Origin of the sequence: Brevundimonas sp. UBA7664 (genome assembly GCF_002483305.1) — a bacterium.
Classification (GTDB): Bacteria; Pseudomonadota; Alphaproteobacteria; order Caulobacterales; family Caulobacteraceae; genus Brevundimonas.
In genome coordinates, this window is sequence record NZ_DLHQ01000047.1 from 1 (window position 1) to 26,360 (window position 26,360).

Annotated in this window: 26 protein-coding genes and 1 pseudogene; 3 read left to right on the forward strand and 24 right to left on the reverse strand. The window is 71.1% G+C overall.

What is annotated here, in order from left to right; all coding sequences use genetic code 11:
- The 13 genes and pseudogenes from B2742_RS11260 to B2742_RS11320 form a co-directional block, all read right to left on the reverse strand.
- Positions 1-356 (reverse strand): annotated as a pseudogene (locus B2742_RS11260) (EF-hand domain-containing protein); the annotation flags it as partial.
- 67 nt (positions 357-423) lie between these two features.
- Positions 424-3,312, reverse strand: coding sequence for a bifunctional [glutamine synthetase] adenylyltransferase/[glutamine synthetase]-adenylyl-L-tyrosine phosphorylase (locus tag B2742_RS11265; RefSeq protein ID WP_292066265.1), 2,889 nt, complete (start codon positions 3,310-3,312; stop codon positions 424-426).
- A complete protein-coding gene (locus B2742_RS11270) occupies positions 3,309-4,715 on the reverse strand; it encodes a sensor histidine kinase (protein ID WP_292066266.1) in 1,407 nt (468 codons plus the stop codon). The genes B2742_RS11265 and B2742_RS11270 overlap by 4 nt, the downstream gene beginning before the upstream one ends.
- A gap of 9 nt (positions 4,716-4,724) precedes the next feature.
- On the reverse strand, positions 4,725-5,396 hold the full coding sequence (locus B2742_RS11275; RefSeq protein ID WP_292066267.1) for a response regulator transcription factor: 672 nt from the start codon (positions 5,394-5,396) through the stop codon (positions 4,725-4,727).
- A gap of 69 nt (positions 5,397-5,465) precedes the next feature.
- Complete coding sequence (locus B2742_RS11280; protein WP_292066268.1) at positions 5,466-7,004, reverse strand: trypsin-like peptidase domain-containing protein; 1,539 nt, start codon at positions 7,002-7,004, stop codon at positions 5,466-5,468.
- A gap of 109 nt (positions 7,005-7,113) precedes the next feature.
- Positions 7,114-7,620, reverse strand: coding sequence for a cytochrome c-type biogenesis protein (locus tag B2742_RS11285; protein WP_292066269.1), 507 nt, complete (start codon positions 7,618-7,620; stop codon positions 7,114-7,116).
- Positions 7,617-9,599, reverse strand: a complete 1,983-nt coding sequence (locus B2742_RS11290; protein WP_292066270.1) for a heme lyase CcmF/NrfE family subunit — start codon at positions 9,597-9,599, stop codon at positions 7,617-7,619. Before B2742_RS11290 ends, B2742_RS11285 begins: the two co-directional genes overlap by 4 nt.
- Positions 9,596-10,099, reverse strand: coding sequence for a cytochrome c maturation protein CcmE (gene ccmE, locus B2742_RS11295; protein ID WP_292066271.1), 504 nt, complete (start codon positions 10,097-10,099; stop codon positions 9,596-9,598). The genes B2742_RS11290 and ccmE overlap by 4 nt, the downstream gene beginning before the upstream one ends.
- The gene (gene ccmI, locus B2742_RS11300; protein ID WP_292066272.1) at positions 10,096-10,890 is read right to left on the reverse strand and encodes a c-type cytochrome biogenesis protein CcmI; all 795 of its coding nucleotides are present in this window, start codon (positions 10,888-10,890) and stop codon (positions 10,096-10,098) included. Before ccmI ends, ccmE begins: the two co-directional genes overlap by 4 nt.
- Positions 10,891-10,926: 36 nt before the next feature.
- On the reverse strand, positions 10,927-12,288 hold the full coding sequence (locus B2742_RS11305) for a hypothetical protein (protein WP_292066273.1): 1,362 nt from the start codon (positions 12,286-12,288) through the stop codon (positions 10,927-10,929).
- Between the two features lie 81 nt (positions 12,289-12,369).
- Entirely contained in the window at positions 12,370-13,821 is a 1,452-nt protein-coding gene (locus tag B2742_RS11310; protein ID WP_292066274.1) for a sensor histidine kinase, read from the reverse strand.
- Positions 13,818-14,498, reverse strand: coding sequence for a response regulator transcription factor (locus B2742_RS11315; protein ID WP_292066275.1), 681 nt, complete (start codon positions 14,496-14,498; stop codon positions 13,818-13,820). The genes B2742_RS11310 and B2742_RS11315 overlap by 4 nt, the downstream gene beginning before the upstream one ends.
- Positions 14,499-14,801 carry a hypothetical protein gene (locus B2742_RS11320; RefSeq protein ID WP_292066277.1) on the reverse strand — a complete coding sequence of 101 codons (303 nt, stop codon included), beginning with the start codon at positions 14,799-14,801 and terminating at the stop codon, positions 14,499-14,501.
- Positions 14,802-15,058: 257 nt separating this feature from the next.
- Here B2742_RS11320 and B2742_RS11325 point away from each other — a divergent pair, with 257 nt between their 5' ends.
- Entirely contained in the window at positions 15,059-15,487 is a 429-nt protein-coding gene (locus B2742_RS11325) for a hypothetical protein (protein WP_292066278.1), read from the forward strand.
- Positions 15,488-15,553: 66 nt separating this feature from the next.
- Here B2742_RS11325 and B2742_RS11330 read toward each other — a convergent pair whose 3' ends face one another.
- A complete protein-coding gene (locus B2742_RS11330) occupies positions 15,554-16,363 on the reverse strand; it encodes a PhzF family phenazine biosynthesis protein (RefSeq protein WP_292066279.1) in 810 nt (269 codons plus the stop codon).
- Here B2742_RS11330 and B2742_RS11335 point away from each other — a divergent pair.
- Positions 16,362-16,844, forward strand: a complete 483-nt coding sequence (locus B2742_RS11335) for a GNAT family N-acetyltransferase (protein ID WP_292066280.1) — start codon at positions 16,362-16,364, stop codon at positions 16,842-16,844. The two genes, B2742_RS11330 and B2742_RS11335, sit on opposite strands and share 2 nt — an antisense overlap.
- Here B2742_RS11335 and B2742_RS11340 read toward each other — a convergent pair.
- Genes B2742_RS11340 through B2742_RS11370 form a run of 7 tightly spaced genes read right to left on the reverse strand, consistent with a single transcriptional unit; the run spans position 16,814 to position 21,754 of the window.
- Positions 16,814-17,398, reverse strand: a complete 585-nt coding sequence (locus B2742_RS11340; RefSeq protein WP_292066281.1) for a nucleotidyltransferase family protein — start codon at positions 17,396-17,398, stop codon at positions 16,814-16,816. The two genes, B2742_RS11335 and B2742_RS11340, sit on opposite strands and share 31 nt — an antisense overlap.
- On the reverse strand, positions 17,395-18,240 hold the full coding sequence (thiD, locus tag B2742_RS11345) for a bifunctional hydroxymethylpyrimidine kinase/phosphomethylpyrimidine kinase (RefSeq protein ID WP_292066283.1): 846 nt from the start codon (positions 18,238-18,240) through the stop codon (positions 17,395-17,397). Before thiD ends, B2742_RS11340 begins: the two co-directional genes overlap by 4 nt.
- Positions 18,171-18,653, reverse strand: coding sequence for a hypothetical protein (locus tag B2742_RS11350; RefSeq protein ID WP_292066286.1), 483 nt, complete (start codon positions 18,651-18,653; stop codon positions 18,171-18,173). The genes thiD and B2742_RS11350 overlap by 70 nt, the downstream gene beginning before the upstream one ends.
- Positions 18,654-18,686: 33 nt before the next feature.
- Positions 18,687-19,484, reverse strand: coding sequence for a dihydropteroate synthase (gene folP / locus B2742_RS11355; protein ID WP_292066289.1), 798 nt, complete (start codon positions 19,482-19,484; stop codon positions 18,687-18,689).
- 29 nt (positions 19,485-19,513) lie between these two features.
- Complete coding sequence (locus tag B2742_RS11360) at positions 19,514-19,816, reverse strand: winged helix-turn-helix domain-containing protein (RefSeq protein ID WP_292066291.1); 303 nt, start codon at positions 19,814-19,816, stop codon at positions 19,514-19,516.
- A 3-nt stretch (positions 19,817-19,819) separates the two neighbouring features.
- On the reverse strand, positions 19,820-20,473 hold the full coding sequence (locus B2742_RS11365) for a hypothetical protein (RefSeq protein ID WP_292066293.1): 654 nt from the start codon (positions 20,471-20,473) through the stop codon (positions 19,820-19,822).
- Between the two features lie 60 nt (positions 20,474-20,533).
- Positions 20,534-21,754: an acyltransferase family protein gene (locus B2742_RS11370; RefSeq protein ID WP_292066295.1), complete on the reverse strand. Its 1,221-nt coding sequence runs from the start codon at positions 21,752-21,754 to the stop codon at positions 20,534-20,536.
- 416 nt (positions 21,755-22,170) lie between these two features.
- On the opposite strand from B2742_RS11370, the gene B2742_RS11375 reads away from it, so the two are divergent.
- Positions 22,171-22,590: a GreA/GreB family elongation factor gene (locus B2742_RS11375; RefSeq protein ID WP_292066297.1), complete on the forward strand. Its 420-nt coding sequence runs from the start codon at positions 22,171-22,173 to the stop codon at positions 22,588-22,590.
- A 48-nt stretch (positions 22,591-22,638) separates the two neighbouring features.
- On the opposite strand, the gene ftsH is transcribed toward B2742_RS11375, so the two are convergent.
- The 3 genes from ftsH to B2742_RS11390 form a co-directional block, all read right to left on the reverse strand.
- Entirely contained in the window at positions 22,639-24,570 is a 1,932-nt protein-coding gene (gene ftsH / locus B2742_RS11380) for an ATP-dependent zinc metalloprotease FtsH (RefSeq protein ID WP_292066299.1), read from the reverse strand.
- Positions 24,567-26,087, reverse strand: a complete 1,521-nt coding sequence (gene tilS, locus B2742_RS11385) for a tRNA lysidine(34) synthetase TilS (protein WP_349681126.1) — start codon at positions 26,085-26,087, stop codon at positions 24,567-24,569. Before tilS ends, ftsH begins: the two co-directional genes overlap by 4 nt.
- A partial coding sequence (locus tag B2742_RS11390) for a tetratricopeptide repeat protein (RefSeq protein ID WP_292066301.1) occupies positions 25,973-26,360 on the reverse strand: 388 nt, incomplete at its 5' end. The genes tilS and B2742_RS11390, both read right to left, overlap by 115 nt.

The window sequence follows — 26,360 nt, forward strand, 5'->3', positions numbered from 1 at the left end:
GGCCCCCCGTCGGCGCGGGCCTCGCCCCGGGCTTCGCGGGCGGCGTCGAACTCGGCGCGGCTGACGGCGCCGTCGTCGTCGGCGTCCAGACGGTCGAAGCGGGCGTCGGCGCGACCGGCCATGCGCGCCTGCATGGCGGCGCGGCGCTCATCGGCCGTGACCGACCCGTCCCGGTCGACGTCCATGGCGGTCAGGCGCTGCACGCGCTGGCCGACGAACTCGGCCTGGCTGAGGCGGCTGTCGCCGTCGGCGTCGGCGCGCATGGCCCGGCCGGGCGCCTGCTGGGCGAAGGCGACGCCGGCGGCGGTCGCCAGCGTCAGGGCGGCCAGGCCGCCAACCAGAACGGTCTTTTTCATCTCGATGATCTCCATGGCCGCCGTACGCGGCCTCAATCCCTGTCTGGAGAGTGAAACGGGGCTGCCGTCAGACTCCGTCGCGCGGCGGCGGCAGCGCCGATTCGAAGGCGGCGCGCGCGGCGATCCGCACCTCCGCCAGCCGGGCCTTGAGGGCATCGAAATCGGCCATGTCGGCGGCCTCGGCGAGACGTTTGCGGAAACCTTCGGGCTCCTGATCGGGATCGGGCCTCTCGTCGAAGGCGGCGCCGAGGATCTGGCTCAGGGCCTGTTGCAGCCGCCAGGCCTCGGCCAGGGCGGGTTCGTCGGCGAGCGCCTCCAGCGTCGAGACGGTCAACGGCCCGCCGGTCGCGGCGGCGGTCAGCTGGCGCACCTGGGCGACGAATTCGGCGTCGACCTGACCGCCCGGGGCGAGCTTGAGGTCCCACGCCCCCTGCCCCGGCCGCTCGCGCGCCATCAGCTCGCGCATGCGTCGCGCGTCGGCGACGACATCGACGCCGGGTCGGGGCCGACGCAGGATCGCCTCCAGCGACGCGGCCGCCCGGGCCCCGAAGGCCGGGTCGTCGGTCCAGACGATGCGGGCGCGGGTCAGGGCCATGAACTCCCAGGTGTCGGCCTCTGTGGCGTAATAGTCCTCGACCGCCGACAGGCGCAGCGAGACCGGCCCCTTGGCCGCTCCGGGCCGGAGCCGCATGTCGACCTCGTACAGGCCACCCTCGGCCGTATGCGCCGACAAGGCCGCGATCAGCCGCTGGGTGAAGCGCGAATAGAAGACGCCGGCGGCCCACCCCTTGCCGTCCGACGCGGCCTCGGCCGGCGCCTCATAGACCGTCATCAGATCGAGGTCGGAGCTGGCGGTCATCTCGCGGGACCCGGCCTTGCCGAGGGCCACCACGGCGACGGCGCCGCCCGGCAGGGTCCCGCCCTGACGCACCGCCTCGGCCATGGCGGCGGGCGCGAGGGCGGCCATGACGGCGTCGGCGAGGGCCGTATAGGCGCGCCCGGCGGCTTCCGGACCGGCGCGTCCCGTCAGGGTCTGGATGCCGATGCGGAACATCTGCTCGCGGTGAACCCGGCGGGCGATGTCGAGGGCGGTCTCGAAATCGGGGGCGGCGGCGGCGTCGGCCTGCATCTGGGCGACGATGCCGGAATCCTCGTCGATGGCGCGATCGAAGCGGGCGTCCAGCATACTGTCGAGAGCGGCCGGGTAGCGGCCCAGGGTGCGCGCCAGCCGCGGGGCGAAGGCCATGACCCCGAGCACCAGCTCGAACAGTTTCGGCTGGGCCAAAAACAGGGCCTGGACCTGAACGCCGCTGTTCATGCCGGCGAAGAAGACGGCGAAGCGGCGGAAGGCGGCGTCGGCCGCGCCGGTGTCGGCCAGCGCCGTCAGCAGGCGGGGCGCCAGGCGGGTGAACAGTTCGCGGCCGCGGGCGGAGCGGGTCGCCGGGATGCGCCCGTGGTGCCAGCTGCGGATCGTATCGGCCACGCCGGCGGGCTCGGTGAACCCCATCCGGCCGAGGGTCGCCAGGGTCTCGGGGTCGTTCTCCACGCCCGTGAAGACGAGGGATCCATAGGGGGAGGACAGGGCCTCCTCGCCCTCGAACAGTTCGCCGTAGGTGCGATTGACGCCGACCAGGAGGGTTTCGACCCGGTGATCGAAGGCGGCCCGGTCGCCTTCGCCCGCGAGGGCGGCCACCATCGCGCGCCGGACGGGGTCGGCCGGCAGGATGTGGGTCTGTTCGTCGTCGAGCATCTGCACCCGGTGCTCGAGACCGCGCAGTTCGATATAGGCGGCCGTCAGCCCGGCGCAGGCCTCGGGCGTCACATGACCGGCGTCGCGCAGGGCGGCGAGGGCGTCGACGGTGCGGGGGCTGCGCAGGCCGGGATCGCGGCCGCCGAGGATCAGCTGCTGGGTCTGGGCGAAGAATTCGATCTCGCGGATGCCGCCGCGGCCCAGTTTCAGATTGGCCCCGGCGGCCTCCATCCCCTCGCCGGTCTTGTGGACGTGGATCTGGCGCTTGATCGACTGGATGTCGAGGATGGCGGGATAGTCGAGGCTGCGCCGCCAGATGAAGGGCCGCAGCGCCTTGAGGAAATGAGTCCCCGCGGCGAGGTCGCCGATCACCGGCCGGGCCTTGATGAAGGCGGCGCGCTCCCAGTTCTGGCCGACGCTTTCATAGTAGGCGAGCGCCATCGGGGCGGCGACAACCGGCGGGGTCGAGGATGGATCGGGCCGAAGCCGCAGGTCGACGCGGAAGACGTAGCCGTCGCCGGTCCGCTCCTGCATCAGCGAGGCGAAGGCGTGAGCGGCGCGGTCGGCGAATTTCTGCGGTTCGACGCCGTCGGCCAGGGCGCTCTGCAACGCCTCCGGCTCCCAGAACAGGCTGACGTCGATGTCGGAGGAATAGTTGAGCTCGAAGGCGCCGTGCTTGCCCATGGCGAGGCCGAACAGGCCGGGGATCGGGCCGCGCGGATCGTCGGCGGCGGACACCAGCTTGCCCCGCTCGCGCTGGTCGTGGGCCACGGAGCGCAAGGCGGCTTGGGCCGAGGCGTCGGCGAAGCGGCTGAGCGCGCCGGTGACCGCGTCCAGATCCCAGACGCCGCCGAGGTCGGCGAGGGCGGTCAGCAGATGCAGTTCGGCCTTGAGCCATCGTAGCGGGGCCTTCGCCTCGTCGGCGCCGCCGTCCAGGCCTGTCGTCGCGGACAGGATGGCGGCCAGCCGGTCCTCCGGCGTCGCCTCGAGCGTCAGCCGCAGCCGCTCGGGCCAGCGGCGGGCCAGTCCGGCGAGGTAGGGTGAGGCGGCGAAGGCCGGGGCCAGGGCGGGCCAGGCGGCGTCCAGCGTCTCGCGCCAACCGCCTTCGCTCGCCGCCTCTGACGTGCGCTCATGGATGCGGTCGGCGGCCTCGGCGTCTATGACCGGACCGCAGGGGGCGAGCCGGGGCCCGAGCGGGCCGCTCATTCCGCCGCCGGCAGGACCAGGGCCACCCGCAGGCCGGGACCGAAGCCGCCGTATTCGCCGGGGCCTTCGTCAAGGACGATGCGCCCGGCATGGGCCTCCATCACCGCCCCGACCAGGGACAGGCCGAGGCCGGAGCCGGCCTCGGTGCGGCTGTTGTCCAGACGCACGAAGCGTTCGATGACCCGTTCGCGGTCTTCCTCGGGCACGCCCGGACCGGTGTCCGTCACCGAGAACTCAATGTCACCGGACGAGCGGCGGCGGGCGCGCAGCATCACGGCGCCGCCGGTGGGGGTGTATTTGATCGCGTTGTCGATGATGTTGGCCAGGGCCTGGGCGAGGAAGGGCTGGTTGCCCTCGACCATCAGGCCGCGCTCGATCTCGGCGGAGAACTCCAGTCCCTTGTCCTCCGAGGCGGGCTCGTAGAGCTCGGCCATGTCGGCGGCCAGGTCGGCGGCGTCGAACACCTTCGGGTCGGGCGTGCGGCCCGCCGCCGCCTGCAGACGGGCGATGGCCAGGACGGTGTTGAAGGTCTTGAGCAGGTTGTCGGCCTCATCGAGCGCCAGTTGCACCGCGTCGACCCCGTCGATCTTACCGGCCTCGGCGTCCATCAGCGCCACCTCCAGCTTGGCCCGCATCCGGGTCAGGGGCGAGCGCAGGTCGTGGGCGATGGCGTCGCCGGCGTGGCGGATCGAGGCCATCGAGCCCTCCAGCCGGTCCAGCATGGTGTTCAGCCCGGCCCCGAGCTCGTCCAGTTCGTCGCCGGAGTTGCGGACCACGGCGCGGGCCTTGAGATCGCCGTCCTGCACCGCGGTGACGACCTTGCCCAGCCGGCCCATGGCCTTTTCGAGGTTGCGGCTGACCAGCACCCCGCCGGCCAGGCCGAGCAGCAGGACGATGCCCATGGCGGTCCACAGGGCCTGGGTCAGGCGGGCCAGATAGGCCTCGGTGTCGCCCAGCGACTGGCCGACAAACAGCATGCCGCCGCCCGCCAGCTGCACCTGCACGCCGCGGACCTGGGGCCGGGTGACCCGTCCCTCCACGTCGGTGTCGGTGAAGGGGAAGGTGATCCACTGCTGGTCCTCCTCCAGCGTCTCGATCGGGAAGTTGGTCAGGCTGCCGGTGACCTGGCTGCCGTCGGGGTTCTTGAGCAGATAGAGGAAGGAGTTGTCGCGCAGGGTCCGGTCGATCAGGGCCCGATTGAGCGCGTCGAAGCCGCGCTCCTTGTAGATGCCGGTCAGCACCTGCATCTCGCCGCGTACGTCGCGCTCGGCCTTGGTCCGGGCCTCGGAGGCCGAGGCGAAATAGACATAGGCCAGGATGGCGCTGGCCGCCGCCGCGAACAGGGCGAGGAACAGCAGCGTGAGCCGGAAGGGGGTGCGGCGTAGGAGGGAGGGGAGTTTCACTGGCGGCCGTCAGGGCTCCAGCCGATACCCCGCCCCGCGCACCGTCTGCAGCATGGCGTGGTCGAAGCCCTTGTCGATCTTGGCGCGCAGGCGGCTGATGTGGACGTCGATGACATTGGTCTGGGGGTCGAAATGGTATTCCCAGACCTTCTCCAGCAGCATGGTGCGGGTCACCGACTGGCCGGCGTGGCGCATCAGGAATTCGAGCAGCTGGAATTCGCGCGGCTGCAGGTCGATCTCCTGGCCGGTGCGGTGGACGGTGCGGGCGATCAGGTTCATCTCGAGGTCGCCGACCTTGAGCATGGTGGCGACGCTGCCGGTCTCGCGGCGGCGCGACAGGGCCTCCACGCGGGCGATCAGCTCGGAGAAGGCGTAGGGCTTGACCAGATAGTCGTCGGCGCCGGCCTTCAGCCCCGTGACCCGGTCCTCGACCTCGCCGAGGGCGGACAGGAACAGGACGGGGGTCTGGTCGCCGTCGCGGCGCAGGGTCTCGACCATGCCGATGCCGTCGAGGCGCGGCATCATCCGGTCAACGACATAGACGTCATAGCCGCCCTTCTGCGCCTCCAGCAGGCCGAAGGCCCCGTCGACGGCGTGGGTCGGCTCGTGCCCGGCCTCGGTCAGTCCACGGACCATGGCGGTCGCGGCTTCAGCGTCGTCCTCGACCACCAGAATGCGCATGGAATCAGCCCTCAAATGCGGAATCGCCGCCGATGTTAGCGCATTGGCGGCGATGGGGGCAGTTAAGGCTTATTCAGGATCGGGAAGTTCGTAGGCGAGCGGCACATTGCCCCGCGACGTCCAGACCATGAGGAAGAGCGAGTCCTGGCCCGCCGTCCGGGCCGCTGCGACCGCGGCCTGGAACTCGGCCACCGTGGTGACCGCGCGGTTGCCGGCGCGGGAGATGACATAGCCGGGCTGGAAGCCCTGGGCGTCGCCCCGCCCGGCCTGGGTCACGACCAGACCGTTGACCGACGCGGGCACTTCATACTGCGCCCGGAGCGCAGGCGTCATCGGCGCGACGGTGATGCCGGCCACGGCGACACCCGCGCGCGACGGGGCCGCCTCGTCCGCGTCCTCATCGACCGTTCGTCCGGCCTCAAGATCGGCGCGCGAGGGCCGGGTGCCGGACCGGACCGTGAGGGTCTGACGGCGGCCGTCCCGCAGCAGTTCCAATCGCAGGTTGTCGCCCGCGCTCGCCTGGCCGACGCGGCGGGTCAGGTCACTGGAGCTGACCACCGGCTGGCCGTTCAGGGACACGACCACATCGCCGGCCTGGAGCCCGCCACGGGCCGCGGGGCCGCCCGGCGTGACGCTGTTCACCAGCGCGCCCCGGGTTCCGGCGGGCAGTCCCATGGCTTCGCGGTAGGGGTCCAGATTGGCGATCTCGACGCCCAGGTAGCCGCGCTCGATCGCCTCGCCCCGCATCAGGCGGTCGGTGATGGGCTTGGCGATCGCGGCCGGGATGGCGAAGCCGATTCCGACCGACCCGCCGGTCGGCGAATAGATGGCGGAGTTCACGCCGATGACCCGACCATAGATGTCGAAGGTCGGGCCGCCCGAATTGCCGCGGTTGATGGCGGCGTCGATCTGCAGATAGTCGGTGTAGGGGGTGGCGTTGTCGACCTCGCCGCGGCCCTTGGCCGAGACGATGCCCGCCGTGGCGGTGCCGCCGAGACCGAAGGGGTTGCCGACGGCGATGACCCAGTCGCCCACGCGAGGCTGGGCGGTTTCCTCGAAATTGACGAAGGGGAAGTCGGTCCCCTCGACCTTGATCACGGCCAGGTCAGTGTCCTCGTCGCGGCCGACCAGCCGGGCTTCCAGCTCGCGGCCGTCGGCGAGCTTGACGGTGATCTCGGTGGCGTCGGCGACGACGTGGTTGTTGGTCACGATGAAGCCGTTGGCGGCGATGAAGAAGCCGGAACCGGCGCCGAGGGCCGTGGTCCCTTCGTCCTCCGCGCCCTCCTCGCCCTCCGGCACGGGGACCGGAACCGGGCCGAGGCCGGGGATCTGGATGAAGCGTTGACCGCCGCCGGCGACGCGGGTCTTCACATCGATCTGGACCACGGCCGGGGCGACCTGTTCGAAGATGTCGGCGAAGCTGAGGGGCGCGCCCTGCGGCGGAGCGAAGGCGAGGCCGCCGCCGGCGCTGGGCGCGAGACGGCCCGAGACGCCGGCGACCGGATCGGCCTGGGCCGAGGGCCAGTCGATGACGCCTCCGGCGGTCGCCGCGGCGGCGAAGGTCAGGCCCGCGATGGCCCCCAGCATGAATTCCTTGCGCTTCATCATAGGCGTGTCTGCGATCCTCTCGTCGGGCGTCGAACGTCCGTTCGGCCTTACAATATAGAGCTGCGGCCTGTTTCACCAACGCAACGGCGCATTGATGGGTCCGCGAACCCTAGTCGTCAGACGGCTTTGCGTCAGGATCGGGGCGAACCGCCTCATCGGCGAGTATCCGGGCCAGATCGCCCTCTTCCGCAAGGGACAGAGGCGCGGTCTCGGTCCGGCGGCGGCGCGAGACGAACAGCAGGCCGGCGCCGGTCGCCAGCAAGGCCGCGAGCGGGCCGAACCAGAGCAGCCAGGTTCCGGCCCGCAGCGGCGGGGTGAACAGGACGAAGTCGCCGTAGCGCTGGACCAGGTCGGTCCTCACCTGCGCGTCGCTGCGCCCGGCCGCGATCTCCTCGCGCACCAGACGGCGCATGTCGGCGGCGATGCCCGCCGGGCTGTCGGCGATGGCCTCGTGCTGGCAGACGACGCAGCGGATGTCCTCGAACAGGGCGCGGGCGCGGGCTTCCTGGGCGGCGTCGGGCAGCGGGCGGTCGGGTGCCGGCGGCGGTTCCTGCGCCGCGGCCGGGGCGGCGATCAGCCCGAGCGAGGCGACGGCGATCAGCAGGACACGCTTCATGCCGCCCTCCGCCGGTTCACACCCAGTCGCAGGCGGCGGTCCAGCAGCGACAACAGGCCGCCCAGGGCCATGATCGCCGGGCCGAGGAAGATCAGCCGCGCCCACGGATTCCACCAGACGCGGACGTTCCAGGCGGGGGCGCCGGCGTCGGTCCGCCCGCGCTCGCCCAGCACGACATAGACGTCGTCCAGCCCGCGGAAATCGAGCCCGACCTCCGTCGTGGTCTGGCCGCCGGTGGGGAAGAAGCGGCGTTCGGCGGTGACCACGCGGGGCGCGCCGCCGTCGCGCAGGGTCACGGTCAGCCGGCCCTGTTCGGCCAGATAGTTGGGGCCCTCGACGACGTTGACCGAGTCCAGCCGCACGGTCCATTTGCCGGCCTCGACCGTCTGGCCGGGGGCGAGCGGACGGGCGGCCTCGACGCGGTAGCCGGTCTCGACCACCGCGCCGAGGACGAAGACGCCGAGCCCGGCGTGGGCCAGGGTCGTGCCCCAGGCGCCGAGCGGCAGGCTGCGGGCCCGGCGCAGGCTCTCGGCCGGGGAGGCGCGGAACAGACGCACCCGCTCGGCGACTTCGGCCAGGGTTCCGAGGATCAGCCAGGCCCCGAGGCCGATCCCGGCGGCGGACAGGGCCTTCTTCGGCTCGAACGCCATCCAGCCGGCGAGGGCGAGCAGGATGGCCAGCCCCGCCGCCACGGCGAGGCGCTGGCCGACCCCCTGCAGGTCGCCGCGCTTCCACGCCAGCAGCGGCCCCGCGGGCAGGATGAGCAGGGCCGCCGCCATCAGCGGCACGAAGGTCAGGGCGAAATAGGGCGGGCCGATCGAGATGGTCGCGCCGTTGGCCGCCTCGAGGATCAGCGGATAGAGGGTGCCGAGCAGGACGGTGGCGCAGGCCGCGGTCAGGAACAGGTTGTTGAGGACCAGCGCGCCCTCGCGGCTGACCGGGGCGAACATGCCGCCGCCCTTCAGCTGTGGCGCGCGCCAGGCGAACAGGGCGAAGGCCAGACCCGAGGTCGCCCCGAGGATGGCGAGCAGCATCAGGCCGCGCTCGGGATCGACCGCGAACGCGTGGACGCTGGTCAGCACGCCCGAGCGCACCAGGAAGGCCCCCAGAATGGAGAAGGTGAAGGCCAGCAGGGCGAGAAAGGCGGTCCAGCCGACCAGGGCGCCGCGCCGCTCGGTCACCACGGCGGAGTGCAGCAGGGCCGCGCCGGCCAGCCACGGCATGAAGCTGGCGTTCTCGACCGGATCCCAGAACCACCAGCCGCCCCAGCCGAGCTCATAATAGGCCCAGAAGGCGCCGAGGGTGATGCCGACGGTCAGGAAGGCCCAGCTGGCCAGGGCCCACGGCCGGACCCAGCGGCCCCAGGCCGGCCAGAAACTGGAATTGGCCCGGCCCTCGATCAGGGCCGCGACGGCCAGGGAGAAACAGACCGAAAACCCGACATAGCCCGCGTAGAGGAAGGGTGGATGGAAGGCGAGCGCCGGGTCCTGCAACAGCGGGTTCAGCGATCCGCCCTGGAAGGGGGCCGGGTCGAGGCGCGCGAAGGGGTTGGAGGTGAAGGCGGCGAAGGCGAGGAACATCACGCCCAGCGCGCCCTGCGTCGCCACCGCCGACGCCTTCAGCCCGAACGGCAGGCCGCGCGCCCGCGACAGCACGGCGCCGAAGCCGGTCAGGACCAGGCACCACAGCAGCAGCGACCCCTCGTGGCTGCCCCAGGCGGCGGCGACCTTGTAGAGCATCGGCTTGTCGGTGTGGCTGTTGGCCGCGACATTGGCGACCGAGAAGTCCGATGCCGCGAAGGCCTGGATCAGGGCGGCGAAAGCCAGCGCCACGGCGACCGCGCAGGCGATGGACGCGCCCTCGGCGGCGCCGGCCAGCACGGGACTGCGGCGCAGGCGGCCGGCGGCGGCCATGCCGGTCTGCAGCACGGCCAGAGCCAGCGCGAGGATCAGGGCGAAGGCGCCCAGCTCGACGATCACGTGACGGGCGCTCCGGCCGAGGGCGCGGCCGAGGCCGGGGCCGGTTCACCCTCGGGCCGCCATTCGCCCTTGGCCTTGAGCCGGTCGGCGACCTCGCGCGGCATATAGGTCTCGTCGTGCTTGGCCAGGACCTGGGTGGCGCGGAAGCTGCGGTCGGGCAGGAAGGCCCCCTGGGCGACGATCCCCTGCCCCTCGCGGAACAGGTCGGGCAGGTCGCCCTGGTAGACCACGCGGGTGGCGGCGGCGTTGTCGGTGACCACGAAGACCACCTCGCCATCGCCGCCCCGCGCCACGCTGCCGGTCTCGACCAGACCGCCGAGCCGCACGACCCGGCCGGCCGGGGCCTTGTCTGGGGTCGCCTCGGACGGCGAGTAGAAGAAGGTGACGTTGTCGCGCATGGCGTACAGCGACAGGCCGACCGCCACGGCCAGGACCGGCGCGACGACGGCGACGACCCACAGGCGGCGGCGCGCCTTGGGCGATTTCGGAAGCCAGCTCATTGTTCGGAATCCCCCGGCATCCGCCGCTGCAGGTCGGCGCGGCGCGGATCGGCCGGATCGAGGGCGGCGATCAGCGGGCCCCACATGGCCCGGACCATGGCCGCCTCGCCGCGCGCCAGCGCCGCCTCGCCGAGGAAATAGCGCGCGCCCAGCTGACCGGGATCCCGGCGCAGGGCCTGGGCGAAGGCGGCCTCGGCGTCGCCGCCGACCTCGCCGCCGTTGGCGCGGGTCAGGCTCTCGCCCAGCCGCGCCCAGCTCTGCGCGTCATCGGGCTGCAGCGTCAGGGCCCGGCGGAAGGCCGAGGCCGCGCCGATCGGATCGCCGGCTTCGAACCGCGCGGCGCCCAGCATGGTCAGGGCCTGATGGTCGTCGGGACGTTCGCGCACCACCCGGGCGGCCACGGCGGCCAGTTGCGGCGGCTGCAGCGTCTCCAGCTCGGTCGTCCACTGGTCGACGCGGCGCTCATACGCCTGATCCGGCAGGCCCGGCGCGCCGACCAGGGCATAGAGGCCCAGCGTGGCGGCAGCTGTGAGCGCCATCCCGGCCAGCACCCAGAACCGGTCCCTCGGCCCGGCCCGCACCGGGGCGGCTTCGCGGTCGGAGATGAGGATGCGGCGGCCGGCCTCGGCGCGAGCGGCGGTCCAGCCGGCCTCGTCGAGCAGGCCCCGCGCCTTGAGCCGGTCCAGCTCGGCCAGTTCAGCGGCGGCGGAAATGGCGTCGTCGGCGTCCGCGCCGCGGCGCGCGCCGGCGAGCGCCAACAAGCCTGCCAGGGCCGTCAGCAGAGCCGTCATGATCCAGAACGCCGTCATCACCGGCGATGTAGCCGATCAGGCGGCGTCCGACGAGGCCTCCCCGTCCCTTAAGGGGCCGCCGGCGACCGCGGCCCGACGACGCACCGTGCGGGCGGGTTCCTGGGCGTCGATGAGTTCGAGGAAGCGCGCGACCAGTTCGACCAGGGCCAGGGCGTGCTCCTCGTCCTGGGTCTCGCCGTCGTTGATCAGGCGCAGCGTCTGGTCCGCATGGTCCGAGAGCCGGTCGGTCAGGGTCTCGACCAGGGTCTTGCGGTCGGCTTCACAGCCAAAGGTCGAGGCGGGACCGCGCGAGGATCCGACCAGTTTCAGCAGGTTGAGCGCCGCGTCGACCTCCGGCCCCGCGGCCGGGGCAGTCAGGCGGGGCGACTTGCGGGTCATCCGGCCGGCGATCTGCACCCGCTCGAGCGGCAGGGCCTCGTCCACCGCCTTGTCCGCCGTCCGCAGCAGACCCGACAGCTGGCGGGCGATGGCGACCCGCGCATCCCGCACCGACTTGCCCCAGACGCTCTGGGGATTGAGGGTCAGCGTCACATCCAGTTCGCCCAGCACGCCGGCGCACCAGTTGAGATCGGCGATGACGGTCTCGACCCGGTCGAGGTCGACCCGGGGCTGGAAGGCCGCGATCCGTTTGGCCCGGGCGTCCACGCCGGCGATCAGCCGGTCGACGAAGCCGGCCAGTTCCGATTCGCTGAGAAAGCCTTCCCGTCCGGCGGCCAGCGAGGTCTGGATGACGATGCGCAGGATCAGGAGGGCGTCGTCCAGATGAGCGAACAGCATTTCCAGCACGCGCTGGGCGCCGTCGACGTGCACGCCGGCGCAATCCTTGAGCAGCAGGCGCAGTTCGGCGATCTGGTCGCCGTCGGGCCGTTTGAGCCATGTCTCCAGCGACGGCAGGCCGCGCCGCGCCAGATGGGCCAGGTCGAGACAGGCGACCAGATCGGCGAGGCCGGCCTGGCGCGCCGCCGCATCGCCCTCCGGCGGCCAGACCAGGTCAGGCTGGTCGCGCACCATGGCGGCGGCGGACAGGCAGATGCGGTCGGCCACCGCGTCAGCCGAGGGATCATCCCCGTCGAGTCGCGCGAGCAGCGCCGGCTCACGCACGCTGGCGGCCTTCCACAGACGCGGCAGGACGTGGGACGGAAAGGTCATGGCGGCGACGCCGTCGGCGCGGGCGCGGAACATGGGGGCCACCGGCGCCATCACCCGGGCGCGGCGGGTCCGGTCACGCATCTCGTCGGCCAGCATGATCCGCAGCTCGGCCGCCCGCCCGCCCGCCATCGGCGCGACGCCGGCGGACACCTTCCTGAGCGTGGCGTCCGGGCACCGCTCCAGCAGGGCGGCGAGCGCGACGCGATGGGCGATGGAGAGCCCGGCCATGAGAAAATCCCGAACCGGAACCCATCCGGACCCGGCGACCATGCGCTGTCACGGTTAACAACCCCCTATATTGGGGTCTCGTCAGGCCTCGGCGGCCGGCAGTTCCAGCAGTGCCTTCAAGCCGCCGAGGTCGCTGTCCGCCAGCGTGATCCGCCCGCCGTAGGCGCGGGTCAGCTCGACGACGATCGACAGGCCCAGCCCGGACCCGGGCGTGGTCTCGTCCATGCGCGCGCCGCGTTCGAGGGCTGCCTCGCGCTGCTCCGCCGGAAGACCCGGGCCGTCGTCCTCCACCACCACGACCATCTGGCCGAGGTGCGTCGGACCGGCGGACACGCGGACACGCCGCCTGGCCCATTTGCAGGCGTTTTCCATCAGATTGCCGAGGATTTCCTGCAGGTCCTGACGCTCGCCCCGGAAGCTGAGCTCATCGGGTGCGCGCCAGTCGATCTCGACGCCCTTCTCCTCGAACACGCGCTCGAGCATCACCGCCATCTCGTCCAGCACCTCGGCCACGGGGGTGCGCTCGCCCAGCATCTGGGCGCGGGCGGCGGCCCGGGCGCGGCGCAGATGATGATCCACCTGGGCCTTCATCACCTCGGTCTGTTTGCGGACCATGTCCGGCAGCGGTCCCTTCTGGCTCCCGGCCTCGGCGAGCATCACCGACAGCGGCGTCTTCAGGGCGTGGGCCAGATTGCCGACATGGGTGCGCTGGCGTTCGACCGTCTCCTGGTTGTGGTCCAGCAGACGGTTGACCTGTTCAGCGAGCGGCTGAATCTCCAGCGGATAGCTGCGGGCGATGCGCGCGGCCCGGCCCTTGCGGACATCGGCGATTTCGTTGCGCAGGCTGAACAGCGGGCGCAGGCCGATCTGCACCTGCAGGAAGACGGCGACGACCAGGCCCAGGCCCAGAATCAGCAGCGCGGTCCAGGTGAAGGTCGCGAACTGGCGGGTGTCGGCGTCGATGTTGGACCGGTCTATGCCGGCCATGAAGACCACGGGCGCGTCCCGGCCGGGCAGTTGCTTCATGCTGGCGGCGACGCGCAGGCGCTCGCCGCGCGGGCCGGTGGCGTTGTAGCTGATGGTCTCGCCGAAGCCGGCGGCCAGACGCGGCGGCAGTTCGGCCGGGGCGGACAGGTCCGATCCCGCCAGCGAACCGGAGCGGGCCACGACCCTCAGCCGGTCGCCCGGCGCGGGTTCGGCCACCGCCCAGTATTTGCCCGACAGCGGCCGCTGGGTGCGGGCGTCCATGATCTCGGCGATGACCAGTCCGTCCGGTCCGGCGTTGGTCGCCACCACCACCTCGTCGATGGTGTCGGACAGGACATTGCCGAGCCGGCGCAGGGCGGATTCCTGGTATTGCGTGGTCAGGGCCCAGCCGGTCAGGACCAGGGCCAGCACGATCCAGGCCGAGGCCAGCCAGATCAGCCGTCGCGTCAGGCTTCGGCCCGGCCGGCCGAACCATCGGCCCCAGGACCTGCTGTCGTCCGGAACCGCGCCGCCGTCCCGTGCAGAGCCCCCCGTCTCGTCGGTCACGCCCCTTCGGACTCCCCGGCCAGAGGCGTCAGCCGGTACCCGAGGCCGCGTACGGTCTCGATGCGGTCCGGCCCGATCTTCTTGCGCAGCCGACCCACGAACACCTCGATGGTGTTGGAGTCGCGGTCGAAATCCTGATCGTACAGATGCTCGACCAGTTCGGTGCGGCTGATGACCCGGCCCTGGTGCATCATCAGATAGTGCAGCAGGCGATACTCCAGCGAGGTCAGCCGCAGCGGCTCGCCGTTGACCGTGGCGCGGGCCGCGCGCGGGTCGAGACGCAGCCCGCCGCACGACAGGGTCGCCGAGGCGATGCCGGCCGACCGCCGCAGCAGGGCGCGCAACCGGGCCAGCAGCTCTTCGGTGTGGAAGGGCTTGGTCAGGTAGTCGTCGGCGCCGGCGTCGAAGCCCGACACCTTGTCGGACCAGGCCCCCCGCGCGGTCAGGATCAGCACGGGCGTGGTCTTGCCGTCCCGGCGCCAGCGCTCCAGCACCGAGACGCCGTCGATCTTGGGCAGGCCGAGGTCCAGCACCACCACGTCATAGGGTTCGGTGTCGCCGAGGAAATGGGCCTCCTCGCCGTCGGCGGCGTGATCGACGGCATAGCCGGCGTCGCCCAGCGCCAGCTTCAGCTGGCGGGACAGATCGACGTCGTCCTCGACAAGCAAGACTCGCATTCAGCGTTCTCCCACGACCCGGCCGGTGCGGGCGTCCACCATGATGTCGGCGATGCGGCCGCCGGGATACTCCCAACGGACCACGATGGTGTCGCCCCGGTTGCTGGCGCCGAGAAAACGGCCGGGACGGCCGGCGGCGGCGCGCTGGGCGGCCTCGCCCATGCTGACGCGGGGACGCTCGTCCTGCTGTTCGCGGGCGGGGCGCTCGCGCTCGCTGCGCTGGCCACGATCCTGCGCCGCCGCCTGCGACAGGGGCGCGGCGGCGATGAGGGCGGCAAGCCATATGGCGGACGGGCGGATCATGGAGAGCGGTCTAGGCCCCGGGCTCTGAACGATGGCTGAACAGCGAGTGTAGACACGTTTCACCTTCCGCGCCGCCCCCCTCGCGCGCGCGGGGGGGTTTTGACGTTCGGGACAGGCGTCCAGGGCGTGGCGACGAATTCATCCCGATGAATGGAAGCTGACGCGCGCCGTTCAGTTTGGGCTCAGCCGGGGAATGATCTTCTCACATCAACGCCGGCCGCCCGGTCTGCGTGGAACGCTCAAGGAGAAGTCCGATGATGAAGAAGTTTCTCATCCCCGCCCTCGCCCTGGCCGCGGCTTCCGTCGCGGTCCCCGCCATGGCCCAGAACCACGGCCCGCAAGATCGCGGCGGCCGCGGCGGCTATGAACAAGACCGGGGCGGTCGTTACGACAATGATCGCGGCGGTCGCTACGACAACGATCGCGGCGGTCGCAACTGGCAGAACATCAGCCAGCGCAAATACCAGCTGGATCGCCGTATCGATCAGGGCGAACGCAATCGCCAGCTCAGCCGCCGCGAAGCCACCCGGCTGCGCAGCGAGCTGAACGCCCTGGTGCATCTGGAGCGGTCCTATCTGCGCGGCGGTCTCTCCTGGCGCGAGCGGGCCGATCTGGACCGCCGCTACGACCGCCTGTCGATGCAGGTGCGCGCCGAACGTCGCGACAACGACAACCGTCGCTACTAAGGCCTGGTCTTCCTCCCCGAAGGCTCGAGGGGCGCGATCCGAAAGGGTCGCGCCCCTTTCCTTGTCTCAGACCCTGAGCCGGCTTTCGATGACGGTGACCGCCCGCCCGCGTAGCAGGACACGGTCGCCGCGGATTTCGGTTTCGATGTCCCCGCCCCGCCCGGGGTAGACCTGCCGGAACCGCACCGTCGCCCGGCCCAGCTTGTCGGCATAGAGCGGCCCGAGGATGCAGTGGGCCGAGCCGGTCGCCGGATCCTCGTCCACACCGCAACCCGGCGCGAAGAAGCGGTCGACCACATCGACGTCGTCCGAGGCGTCGGCCGGGGCGCAGACGATCACCTGACCGACCTCGCCCGCCTCCCCCTGGATCGGTGCCAAGGCGCGGATATCGGGGGCGACGGCGCGCACCGCCGCCGCGTCGGCCAGCACCGCGACCAGATAGCGGCCGGCCCAGACCTCGACCGGCGTGACGCCCAGCGCCTCGATCAGGCCTTCCGGCGGCGCGGTCCGACGCGGCGGATCGGCGGGGAAGTCCATCTCATAGCCGTCGACCGCCTGCGCCACGATCAGCGCGCCGGACCGGGTGTCGAACGTCAGGGAGCCGGCCTCATGCCCGAGCTCCGCCAGCAGCACATGGGCCGAGGCCAGGGTGGCGTGACCGCACAGATCCACCTCCATCCCCGGTGTGAACCAGCGCAGGCCAAACCGCGCCGGATCGCCCGTGCGCAACAGGAAGGCCGTCTCCGCCTGATTGTTCTCCTTCGCCAGCGCCTGCATCCAGTCGTCGGACGGCCATTGATCGAAGGGCTCGACCACGCAGGCGGGGTTGCCCTTGAAGGGGGCGGAGGCGAAGGCGTCGACGGTCCACTGGCGCATGCGTTCGCTGTTACGCCAGCGCCGCCGGTCGCGCTATATCCCGCCGATGGCCGACCTTCGCACCACCCTGACCGAGTCCGATCTGCGGATCGCCTGGCGCTGGATCGCCGAGGAAAGCTATTGGGGCAAGGCGATCCCGTGGCCGGTGTTCGAGCGCGCCTGCCGGGGTTCGATCTGCTTCGGCCTGTTCGAAAGCGACCGCCTCGTCGCCTTCGCCCGCGTGGTCACGGACGGAGCGACCTTCGCCTGGCTATGCGACGTGTTCGTCGACGCGGATTCCCGCGGCCGGGGACTGGGCAAGACGATGATGGAGGCGGTGCTGGCCGAACCGCGCCTGCAGGACCTGCGCCGCTGGGGACTGGCCACGGCCGACGCCCACGGGCTGTACGCGCACTACGGCTTCGAGCCCGCCGATCCGCTGAGGCATATGGAGAAGGTCGATCGGGACATCTATCCGCGGCTGGCGGGCTCAATCACCTGAAGTTCGGGCCACCGGCCCAGGGCCCGCTCGACCACACGCGGCCAGTCTTTCGCCCGGGGGCGGTTCGGATTGGGCCGCAGCGTGAGGGCGAACACGTCCTCCAGCCCCAGCGGCGCCGCTACGCTGATGGCGTCGTCCGCTTCCAGCCGCACGCCGACCGCAAAGGCCGGCGCCACGAACCGCTCCAGCGCCTCATCCGTGCCGGACAACGGCTCATAGGGCTCGCCGAAATGGGCCGGAAACCAGATCGGCACCCGCGCCTGGTTGCGGACCTCGACCGTGCTGCGGAACGGTTCCTCGAACGCGGCCGCAACGCGTTTGATGACGACGTCCTCGGCGTCCCAGCTGGTGTCGGGATCGAAATAGCCGACGTCATAGTCGCGCACGCCATAGCCCGCCGGTCGCCCGGTCAGGGCGTTCCAGACGCTCTGGTAAACAGCGCCCGAGAAGATGCGCCAGTCCGGCAGGCCCTGCGCCCGCACGATCGTCAGGACGTGCATCAGACCGGGGTCGGCGCGGACGATCTCGACCAGCCGCGCTTCGAGATCGCTCATGTGCGCCCCCGCACCGGCCAGCCGTGGTCCAGCGGCCCGTGTCCGCCGCCCAGACCCGGCGCCCGGCGGATGGCTTCGGCGACATAGGCCCAGGCCTCGGCCACGGCGGCCTCAAGCGGCAGGCCCTTCGCCAGTCCCGCCGCGCAGGCGCTGGCCAGGGTGCAGCCGGTGCCGTGGGTGTTGCGCGTGTCGAACCGCTCGCCCTCCAGCAGGGTTTCGCCGGTCGGCGTCAACAGCAGATCGACCACCGTCTCGCCCGGCACATGGCCGCCCTTCATCAGCACCGCGCGCGCGCCCAGGGCCAGCAGGGCCTCGCCGGCGCGGCGCTGGCCGTCGAGATCGGCGACCGCGATCCCGGTCAGCGCCTCGGCCTCGGGCGCATTGGGGGTCAGCAAGGCTGCGCGGGGAATCATCAGCGACCGCACGGCGGCCACCGCATCGTCCGCCAGCAAGGCCGCGCCGCCCTTGGCGATCATGACCGGGTCGACCACCGCGGGGGCAGCGGACGAATCGAGGATCGCCGCCACCCGTTCGACCACCTCGGTAGAGCCCAGCATGCCGGTCTTGATCGCATCGGCGCCGATGTCGTCCAGCACCGCCCGCGCCTGCGCTTCGATCAGGTCCAGCGGCAGCGGATAGACGCCATGGACGCCCAGGGTGTTCTGCACGGTGATGGCCGTGATGGCCGTGGCCGCATAGCCGCCCAGCAGGGTCACGGCCTTGATGTCGGCCTGGATTCCGGCGCCGCCGCCGGAATCAGAACCGGCGATGATCAGGACCCGGCCGGCTCCACGCTCCGCCCGTCCGGCCCGATCTTCGGATAGCCCAGCGCCGCCAGCCACGTCAGTCCCGCCAGAAAGCCCGCCACCAGCAGCGGATCGCGGCCTTCATAGCGGTAATGGGCCACAGCGAAATAGGCGAAGGGCGCCAGAAACATCCCGACCTTCAGCCAGCGCATGTCCCACCGCTTGCGGAACCACCAGTCCATGAACTGAAAGGTGTGATTGGCGCTGGGAAAGGGGGTCAGGATTGCGCCGACGATGCCGTCGACGACGTTGATGTGGGTCCCCTTCAGCCAGCCGCGCCAGTCGTCGAAGGCCGAGGCGGGATCGCGCAGGCCCGAACACAGCATGGCCAGCACCCACAGGCCGCCCAGCAGCAGGACGGTGAAACTGACCAGGCTGATCGGTCCGGTGATCGGCTCAAGCGGATTGTAGATTTCCCGCTCGCCGTCCGGCGCGGTCCAATTGCGCATCGCTGCCCTCGCTTGCACAACGACGATATCCGATCAGGTCGCGATCTCAAGACCGGCCAGGGCCGCCTGAACCGCCAGCGCCTGCACCGTCTCGCGGACGTCATGAACGCGGAGGATCGCGGCGCCCCGGCGCGCGGCCTCCAGCGCCAGGGCCAGCGAGCCGCCGAGCCGGTCGCCCGGGTCGGTCGCGGTCGGGGCGATGGTCTGGATCACCCGCTTTCGGCTGGCTCCGTACAGCACGGGGAAGCCGGTCGCGGCCAGCCTGTCCAGCTGCGCCGTCAGGGCCAGATTGTGGGCGGCTGTCTTGCCGAAGCCGATCCCGGGATCGAGCCAGATCCGGTCCCGCCCAACCCCGGCCGCCATCGCCGCTTCCGCCCGGGCGACGAGCCAGTCCGCGACCTCGGCGACCACATCGCCGTACTGCGGATCGGCCTGCATGGTGCGCGGCTCGCCCCGCATGTGCATCAGCACCACCTCGCAGCCGAGGTCGGCGGCGGTGGCCGGACTGTCCGGCGCGAAACCAAGCGCCGTCACATCGTTCCACATCGTCGCCCCGGCGGCGAAGGCGGCGCGGGCGACGGCGGGCTTCATGGTGTCGATGCTGATCGGACCGGGCCAGCGGGCGCGCAGGCCTTCGATGACCGGGACGACGCGGGCGATCTCCCCGGCCTCGGGCACCGGTTCAGCGCCGGGCCGGGTGCTTTCCCCGCCGATGTCGAGGATGTCCGCGCCCTGTTCGACCAGCCGCAGGCCGTGCGCCACCGCCGCCTCGACCGAGGTCAGTCGACCGCCGTCCGAGAAGCTGTCGGGCGTGACATTGACGATGCCCATGACGCGGGATCGCCTTGGGGGCGCCGCCATCAGTCCTTGCCGCCGATCAGACTGCCGATGGCGTCCAGATAGACCCCGAACGCCTTGCGGCCCTCGGGGGTGATGGACACCCGGGTCAGGGGCTTGTTGTCCTTGAAGCTCTTGGCGATGGCCACGAAGCCCGCCTCCTCCAGCTTCTTCAGATGGACCGACAGATTGCCCTGGGTGGCCTCGAGCACGGTCTTCAGCTCGGTGAAATCGGCGCTGTCGGCGTCGGACAGATAGACCATGATCCCCAGCCGCATGCGGCCGTGGATGACCTCGTCGATCCGTCCGAGATCGGTCAGTCCCATGGTTCAGGCCGCCTTCGATCCGGCGCGGGCGTCGCGGAACAGGACCCAGCCCGGCAGGGCGAAGAGCAGGAACAGGGCGACGGTGCAGACGCCGAGATACAGGAAGGGCTCGCGCACCAGCACGCCGAGCGCCACGGCCGTCACCCAGCCGCCCAGCGCCGTGGCCAGCATCCAGCCCTTCCGCTTCAGCGTCCAGGCCATGTACCAGGCCGCCGCCTGCAGGGCGAAGACGATGGCCGCGTAATAGAGCCAGATGGCGAAGTCCTGGTCCCGGTATGCGCCGACGCCGAAGACGATGATCACCGCGCAATTGGCCATGCCGGTGGCGCTGAAGGCGGCGTTCAGCGTCCGCGTCGCCACGGGCCCGCGATTGGACGTGCCGGTCTTGCGATCCTTCAGGATCGCCCAGGTCAGGATCGACAGGAAGGTCGCGCTGATCCCGACCACGAAGACGAGGTTGGCGAGGTCGGGCCAGCGGATCAGGCCGGTCGCCTGACCGATGTGGAACAGGCACTGCAGGCCGTAAAGCAGGCCGCCGGCCAGGTAGCAGACCGCCAGGGTCATCGGCGGCCGCCCGCCGCCCTCGACGATCGAGCGCATGAAGGCGAGGTCGTCCTCGGGCGAATGCAGGCGAGGCTTGGCGGACTTGGCTGACATGGGGCGGATCTCCGGGGCCGGCTCGCCCTTGGCGTGGACGAGCCGGTGCGTCTTGGCAAGCTATTCGGCGGCGGCGAATTCCGCCTCGCGCCGGCGGCGCGAGGGGATGCGGCGGCCGTTCAGCCAGCCGCCGACGAAGCTGTGGCGCACCAACAGTTCGTAGGTGACCAGACTGACCGCCAGGGTCCCGCCGATGACCACGCCGAACTTGACGAACCAGGGCCAGGTCTCGTTCACCACGAGGATCTGGCCGACCATGACCAGCGGCAGGTGGACGATGTAGACCCAGTAGGAGGAGTCGGCGAGGTAGCGGCGGACGGCGCTGTAGCCCGAGGCGAAACGCAGGGCCAGGGACAGGACCGCGAAGACCGAGGCGAAGACGGCCAGGGCCATCACCGCCGCCAGCGGCGCCTTCAGTTCAGGGTCGGTGACGGGCGCAAGATCCGGCACCGGTCCGCCGGCCATGATCAGGGCCGCCGTTCCGACGCCCAGGGCCACCACCGTGAACACCGGCCACAGCCGCTCGATGCGGACCAGCAGGTCGCGGCGGCGGTCGAGCAGGAAGCCGAGGCCGAAGGCCGAGCCGAAGGCGGTCATGGCCGTCACATTCGGAACCAGCCCCGTGTCCGGGGTCGGAATGCCGAAGAAGGGCGTCCAGTTGGGCGCGAGCCAGAAGGCGATCGCCAGCGGCGCGGCCATCAGGGCGGGGGTCCACGGCCCGATCAGGGCGCCGGTGATCCGGTCGACGAACCGGCCCCAGCCGCCGCCGCGATCCGCCAGGGCGAACGGCGCCCGGAGGACCAGCATGCCGACGTAGAGGATCAGCAGGACCCAGAGGAACCACAGATGGGTCAGGGGGAAGGTCTCGAGCGTCAGCGGGGCCGGGGGCGGTCCGTCGGTCGGAATGGATCCGCCGTTGCGGATGGCCGCCATCCAGACGAGGCCCGCGATGATGGCGGCCAGGACCGGGGTCCAGAACACCGCGAGCGGTCCGGCGATGCGGATCAGACGGTCCTTGATGAAGCCCAGGGTCCCGCGCCGGCCCAGCATCATATGCGCGAACAGGCCGGCGATCAGGAAGAAGGTGGTCATCCGGAACAGGTGGATGGCGAAGAAGATGACGGCGGCGGCCGGCGAGTTGTCGGTGTCCGGCACGATCCAGATCGTGACCGGGAAATAGGACATGGCGGCGTGCAGGACCACGCCCAGCAGCAGGGCGGTCCCGCGCAGGGCGTCGAGGCCGTGCAGGCGGTCGGACGGGTGGGTTTCGTTGGACGACATGGAAGGGTTCCCCTCTTGATGGAGAGCCATATCTCATAGACTTGTTTATAATGCAAACAAGTTCGCTGGCACGCATTGCGGCGGCTGGGCCGGTGGGCGACGTCAGCTGGCAGTGATCGGCGGACCAGCCCGGTTTGACTTTGCGGCTCCGGAGCCCCAGCTTCGGGCGGTCATGTTCCAGTTCGTCAATCAAGCCAGACTGCTGAACCACGCGGGCCGACTCGTCGCAGGCGAGTAGCCCGGGGCGGCGTCGTGCGCCGTCAGCCGCTCCGGGCAAGGACAATCCATTCATCCTCCTATGGACGACCGCGCGGGCCACGCGCGGTTTGTTCAACACGCGCTCTTTCACCCGATCCGCCGCTGTCGCGGCGTCCTTCATGCCGCGCGATGACCCGCGCCAACCCGAGATGCGAACCATGTTCCCGACCCACACCGAACCGGTCCGGCCATTGCCGGAAATTTTCCTGACGCCTGACGAGCACGCCCGTCTGTCCCGTCTGCTCGGCGATACCCGGATGGCCGAAGGCGTGGCCGGGCTGCTGCAACAGGAGTTGGACCGCGCCACCCTGTGCGAACCCGCCGAACGGCCCGTGAACGCCGTGGGGCTGGATCGATGGCTGCACTATACCGACGGGCGGACGTCGACCACGCGCCGCGTCCGGATCGTCATGCCGCAGGACGCGGACGTCGATGCCGGGCGCATATCCGCCCTGTCCCACGTGGGCTGCGGCCTGCTCGGCCTGCTGGAGGGGGAGTCGATCCTGTGGCCCGACCCGTCGGGAGCCACGCGGCGCCTGACGCCCATCCTGGTCGAGGACCCGGACGCGTTGGCCTGAAGCCCGCACCGGTCATCCGCCCGCGACGGCGGATGACCGGGCGACGGTTCAGTGGACGGTCTGGACCTCGACCGAGGTTCCGTCCGACACCGGGGTGATCGGCACGGAGACCGAAGGGCCGGCGTTGGGGAAATTGCTCTCGTCGCGGTTCGGGGCCACGCCCTTCTCGAGCAGATCCTTGATCTCCTGGCCCGACATGGTCTCGTACTCGAGCAGCGCCTGGGCCAGGGTCTCCAGATCCGCGGCCTTGTCGGTCAGGATCTTGCGGGCCTCGTTCCAGCCTTCGGTGACGAGGCGTTTGACCTCGGCGTCGATGATCCGCGCCGTGTCCTCCGAGACGTTCTGGCTGCGCGCCACCGAGTGGCCAAGGAAGACCTCCTGCTCGTTCTCGCCATAGGCGACGGTGCCGAGGATGTCGGAGAAGCCCCACTGGGTGACCATGCGGCGGGCCAGCTTCGACGCCTGCTGGATGTCGGAGCTTGCGCCGGAAGTGATGTTCTCCTTGCCGAAGATCAGTTCCTCGGCCACGCGGCCGCCGGCCATGATGGCGATCCGGTCGATCATCTGCTGGTACTTCATGGAATAGCGGTCGCCTTCCGGCAGCTGCATCACCATGCCGAGGGCCTGGCCGCGCGGGACGATGGTCGCCTTGTGCACGGGATCGGCCATCTTGACGTTCATGGCCACGATGGCGTGCCCGCCCTCGTGATAAGCGGTCAGGCGACGCTCTTCCTCGTTCATGGCCATGGATTTGCGCTCGGCGCCCATCATGACCTTGTCCTTGGCGTCCTCGAAGTCGCGATGGGTGACCATGCGACGGTCCTTGCGGGCCGCCATCAGGGCCGCCTCATTGACCAGATTGGCCAGGTCGGCGCCGGAGAAGCCGGGGGTGCCGCGGGCGATGGTCTTGACCATGACGTCCGAGGCGAGCGGCACGTCCTTCATGTGGACGCGCAGGATCTTCTCACGGCCGTTCACATCGGGATTGGGCACCACGACCTGACGGTCGAAGCGGCCGGGACGCAGCAGGGCCGGATCCAGCACGTCGGGACGGTTGGTGGCGGCGATCAGGATGATCCCCTCATTGGCCTCGAAGCCGTCCATCTCGACCAGCAGCTGGTTCAGGGTCTGCTCGCGCTCGTCATTGCCGCCGCCCAGACCGGCGCCGCGGTGACGGCCGACGGCGTCGATCTCGTCGATGAAGATGATGCAGGGGGCGTTCTTCTTGGCCTGTTCGAACATGTCGCGGACACGGCTGGCGCCGACGCCGACGAACATCTCGACGAAGTCGGAGCCCGAGATCGAGAAGAAAGGCACGCCGGCTTCACCGGCCACGGCGCGGGCCAGCAGGGTCTTGCCGGTGCCGGGAGGGCCGACCAGCAGGGCGCCCTTGGGAATCTTGCCGCCCAGACGCTGGAATTTGGCCGGGTCCTTGAGGAAGTCGACGACCTCCTGCAGCTCTTCCTTGGCCTCGTCCACGCCGGCGACGTCGTCAAAGGTCTTGCGGCCCTTGTGCTCGGTCAGCAGCTTGGCCTTGGACTTGCCGAAGCCCATGGCCCCGCGCGCCCCGCCCTGCATCTGGCGCATGATCAGGATCCACAGGCCGATGATCAGCACGAACGGCAGGGCGCCCATCAGCACGGTCAGCCAGACCGACTGGCGGCTGGTCTTGACGTCGACCTCGGCGCCCTTGGCCTGGATGCTGTCGACCAGGGCGGCGTTGGGGATGGGGGTGGTCACATTGACGATCTGACCGTCGCGCAGCGTGGCCTTCACCATCTCGCCGCGCACCTCGATCTTGACGATGTTTCCGTCGTCGCGGGCCTTGAGCAGGTTGGAATAGCTCATCGCCACGGGCCGGGGCGCGGCTTCCTTGCCGGCGACCGGGGCGGTCAGACCGCCGGGGCGGCTGACCGCCGCGAAGAAGGCCAGGGCGCCCAGGATGATGACGCCCCAGGTGGCCAGATTGCGCAGGTTCATTCTCGTCTCATTCCCTGGGTGCGCCGCAGCGCCCGGTCGTCAGTAATATCAGCGCCAGAAAATAGGTGCTTCGGGGACGATGCGCCATGGAGGACATCGCCCGGATCCCGTTCGTGCGTCATTCGGTCCAGCGCCAGCGCCAGTCTCTCCTCGACCAGCGACGTCGCCTTGCCCGCCGTTCCTGCAAGAACCGGCGCAGTCGCGTCGTGCCGGATCAGCACAGGCATGGACCCGCGCGTGGCCGACGGCAGGGCTTTCAGCATCCCGCGATCGGTGTCGGACAGGGCCGCCATCCGTCCGGCGGCGGGGACGACGGACCAGCCGGCCGAATCGACCGTGATCGCCCAGCGCCCGTCCCAGACGGTCTCCACCCCGGGGGGCAGCGGTAAGGGCGCGCGGGGCCGGCGGGCGAACTCACCGGTCTCGCGGGTGACGAGGACGGATCCGCTCCGGGCCTCGATTCGGGCGCCGCACAGGGTGGCGGTGAAATCCTCGCCGGCGCGCAGCCGGGTGTCGATCGCGGAGAGCCGGTCGCCGCGCGGGAGCTGGTCCCCGCCGCCGGCGCAGACGAGCACGGCGGCCAAGGTTGAAGCGTCGATAAGCCGGTCGATGTTGATTGATCCCTCTCCCGTTGGGAGGGGGCTTGAGCGCACGGCGGCGGAGCCGTCGTCCTTGCGCGAAAGGGTGAGGGCCGACTGTCCGGGGGCGGCTTCGCCGCTCGCACAGTCGACCCTCATCCGGCGCTGCGCGCCACCTTCTCCCACAGGGAGACGGGTGAGCGCTTTCCTCGCCCGGCTCCTTGCGAACCGCACGTCCTCATTCGCCGGATCGTCAATCCAGGCCGCCCCCTGCCCTTTCAGCCAGTCCCGCACCTCGCCCCGACCCGCCCCCAGCATGGGCCGCAGCAGCATCAACCCCCGGCCCTCGGGCCAGACGGGGGACGGCGACCAGTCGCGGAGGCGGCCGAGGGTCGAGCCTTCGGCGCGCATGAGCTCGGCCTCGGCGATGTCGTCGGCGGTATGGGCGAACAGAATCACCCGGGCGCCCGCCCCTCGCGCGGCTTCGGCGATCAGGCGGTGGCGAGCGCTCCGGGCGGCCGCCGACAGGCCGGTCGCCGGTTTCGGCCCGGCCCATGAGAGACCGCGCCAATCGGCCCAGACCTCGCGGGCGGCGCGTTCGGCGAAGGCAGCCCAGTCGGCGCTGTGAGGGCTGAGGCCGTGATCGACCGTCAGGGCCAGCAGGCGGCGGCCGTTCTCGCGCGCCCAGCCAGCCGCCAGCCTCAGCAGGGCGATGGAATCGCCGCCGCCCGACAGGGCCAGGGCGATCGGGCGTTCGACATCGGCTTCCAGACGCGCGGACAGCGCGGCCCGGGCGGGGCCGGTCCAGTCAGCGGGGATTGGCGTCAGCCCGGTCTCCGGGCCGGCGCCGCTGGGGCGGCGCAGCCGATGCGGGTGCGGGCCTCGGTCGCCCGGGTGCGCACGGCGGCGCTGGCCCCCTCGGCATAGCGGCGGGTGAATTCGCTCAGGGCCGTGCAGGCCTGGGTCTTGCGGTCGGTGGCGTTGAGCGCATTGGCCAGCTCCAGCGTCGTCGACGCGGCCCAGGGCGCGGTGGGCCAGCCCTGAAGCGCCGTCGCATAGGCGGCCACCGCCCCGGCATGGTCGCCGGCGGAGACGCGCAGGTCGCCGAGACGGCTGGAGGCTTCGCGGGCCTGGGGCGTATCAGGCCAGGCGGCGATGACGGTCTGCAGGGCGCGGTCCCCGCGGGCCGGGTCGCTGGCGGCCAGCCGGGCC

Bases quoted from the DNA above. Each gene is read 5' to 3' on its own strand.
- B2742_RS11265 (WP_292066265.1), bottom strand. From the start codon at position 3,312: ATGAGCGGCCCGCTCGGGCCCCGGCTCGCCCCCTGCGGTCCGGTCATA.
- B2742_RS11275 (WP_292066267.1), bottom strand. From the start codon at position 5,396: ATGCGCATTCTGGTGGTCGAGGACGACGCTGAAGCCGCGACCGCCATG.
- B2742_RS11280 (WP_292066268.1), bottom strand. From the start codon at position 7,004: ATGATGAAGCGCAAGGAATTCATGCTGGGGGCCATCGCGGGCCTGACC.
- B2742_RS11285 (WP_292066269.1), bottom strand. From the start codon at position 7,620: ATGAAGCGTGTCCTGCTGATCGCCGTCGCCTCGCTCGGGCTGATCGCC.
- ccmE (WP_292066271.1), bottom strand. From the start codon at position 10,099: ATGAGCTGGCTTCCGAAATCGCCCAAGGCGCGCCGCCGCCTGTGGGTC.
- ccmI (WP_292066272.1), bottom strand. From the start codon at position 10,890: ATGACGGCTCTGCTGACGGCCCTGGCAGGCTTGTTGGCGCTCGCCGGC.
- B2742_RS11305 (WP_292066273.1), bottom strand. From the start codon at position 12,288: ATGGCCGGGCTCTCCATCGCCCATCGCGTCGCGCTCGCCGCCCTGCTG.
- B2742_RS11315 (WP_292066275.1), bottom strand. From the start codon at position 14,498: ATGCGAGTCTTGCTTGTCGAGGACGACGTCGATCTGTCCCGCCAGCTG.
- B2742_RS11320 (WP_292066277.1), bottom strand. From the start codon at position 14,801: ATGATCCGCCCGTCCGCCATATGGCTTGCCGCCCTCATCGCCGCCGCG.
- B2742_RS11325 (WP_292066278.1), top strand. From the start codon at position 15,059: ATGAAGAAGTTTCTCATCCCCGCCCTCGCCCTGGCCGCGGCTTCCGTC.
- B2742_RS11335 (WP_292066280.1), top strand. From the start codon at position 16,362: ATGCGTTCGCTGTTACGCCAGCGCCGCCGGTCGCGCTATATCCCGCCG.
- B2742_RS11330 (WP_292066279.1), bottom strand. From the start codon at position 16,363: ATGCGCCAGTGGACCGTCGACGCCTTCGCCTCCGCCCCCTTCAAGGGC.
- B2742_RS11340 (WP_292066281.1), bottom strand. From the start codon at position 17,398: ATGAGCGATCTCGAAGCGCGGCTGGTCGAGATCGTCCGCGCCGACCCC.
- B2742_RS11350 (WP_292066286.1), bottom strand. From the start codon at position 18,653: ATGCGCAATTGGACCGCGCCGGACGGCGAGCGGGAAATCTACAATCCG.
- folP (WP_292066289.1), bottom strand. From the start codon at position 19,484: ATGGGCATCGTCAATGTCACGCCCGACAGCTTCTCGGACGGCGGTCGA.
- B2742_RS11360 (WP_292066291.1), bottom strand. From the start codon at position 19,816: ATGGGACTGACCGATCTCGGACGGATCGACGAGGTCATCCACGGCCGC.
- B2742_RS11365 (WP_292066293.1), bottom strand. From the start codon at position 20,473: ATGTCAGCCAAGTCCGCCAAGCCTCGCCTGCATTCGCCCGAGGACGAC.
- B2742_RS11370 (WP_292066295.1), bottom strand. From the start codon at position 21,754: ATGTCGTCCAACGAAACCCACCCGTCCGACCGCCTGCACGGCCTCGAC.
- B2742_RS11375 (WP_292066297.1), top strand. From the start codon at position 22,171: ATGTTCCCGACCCACACCGAACCGGTCCGGCCATTGCCGGAAATTTTC.
- ftsH (WP_292066299.1), bottom strand. From the start codon at position 24,570: ATGAACCTGCGCAATCTGGCCACCTGGGGCGTCATCATCCTGGGCGCC.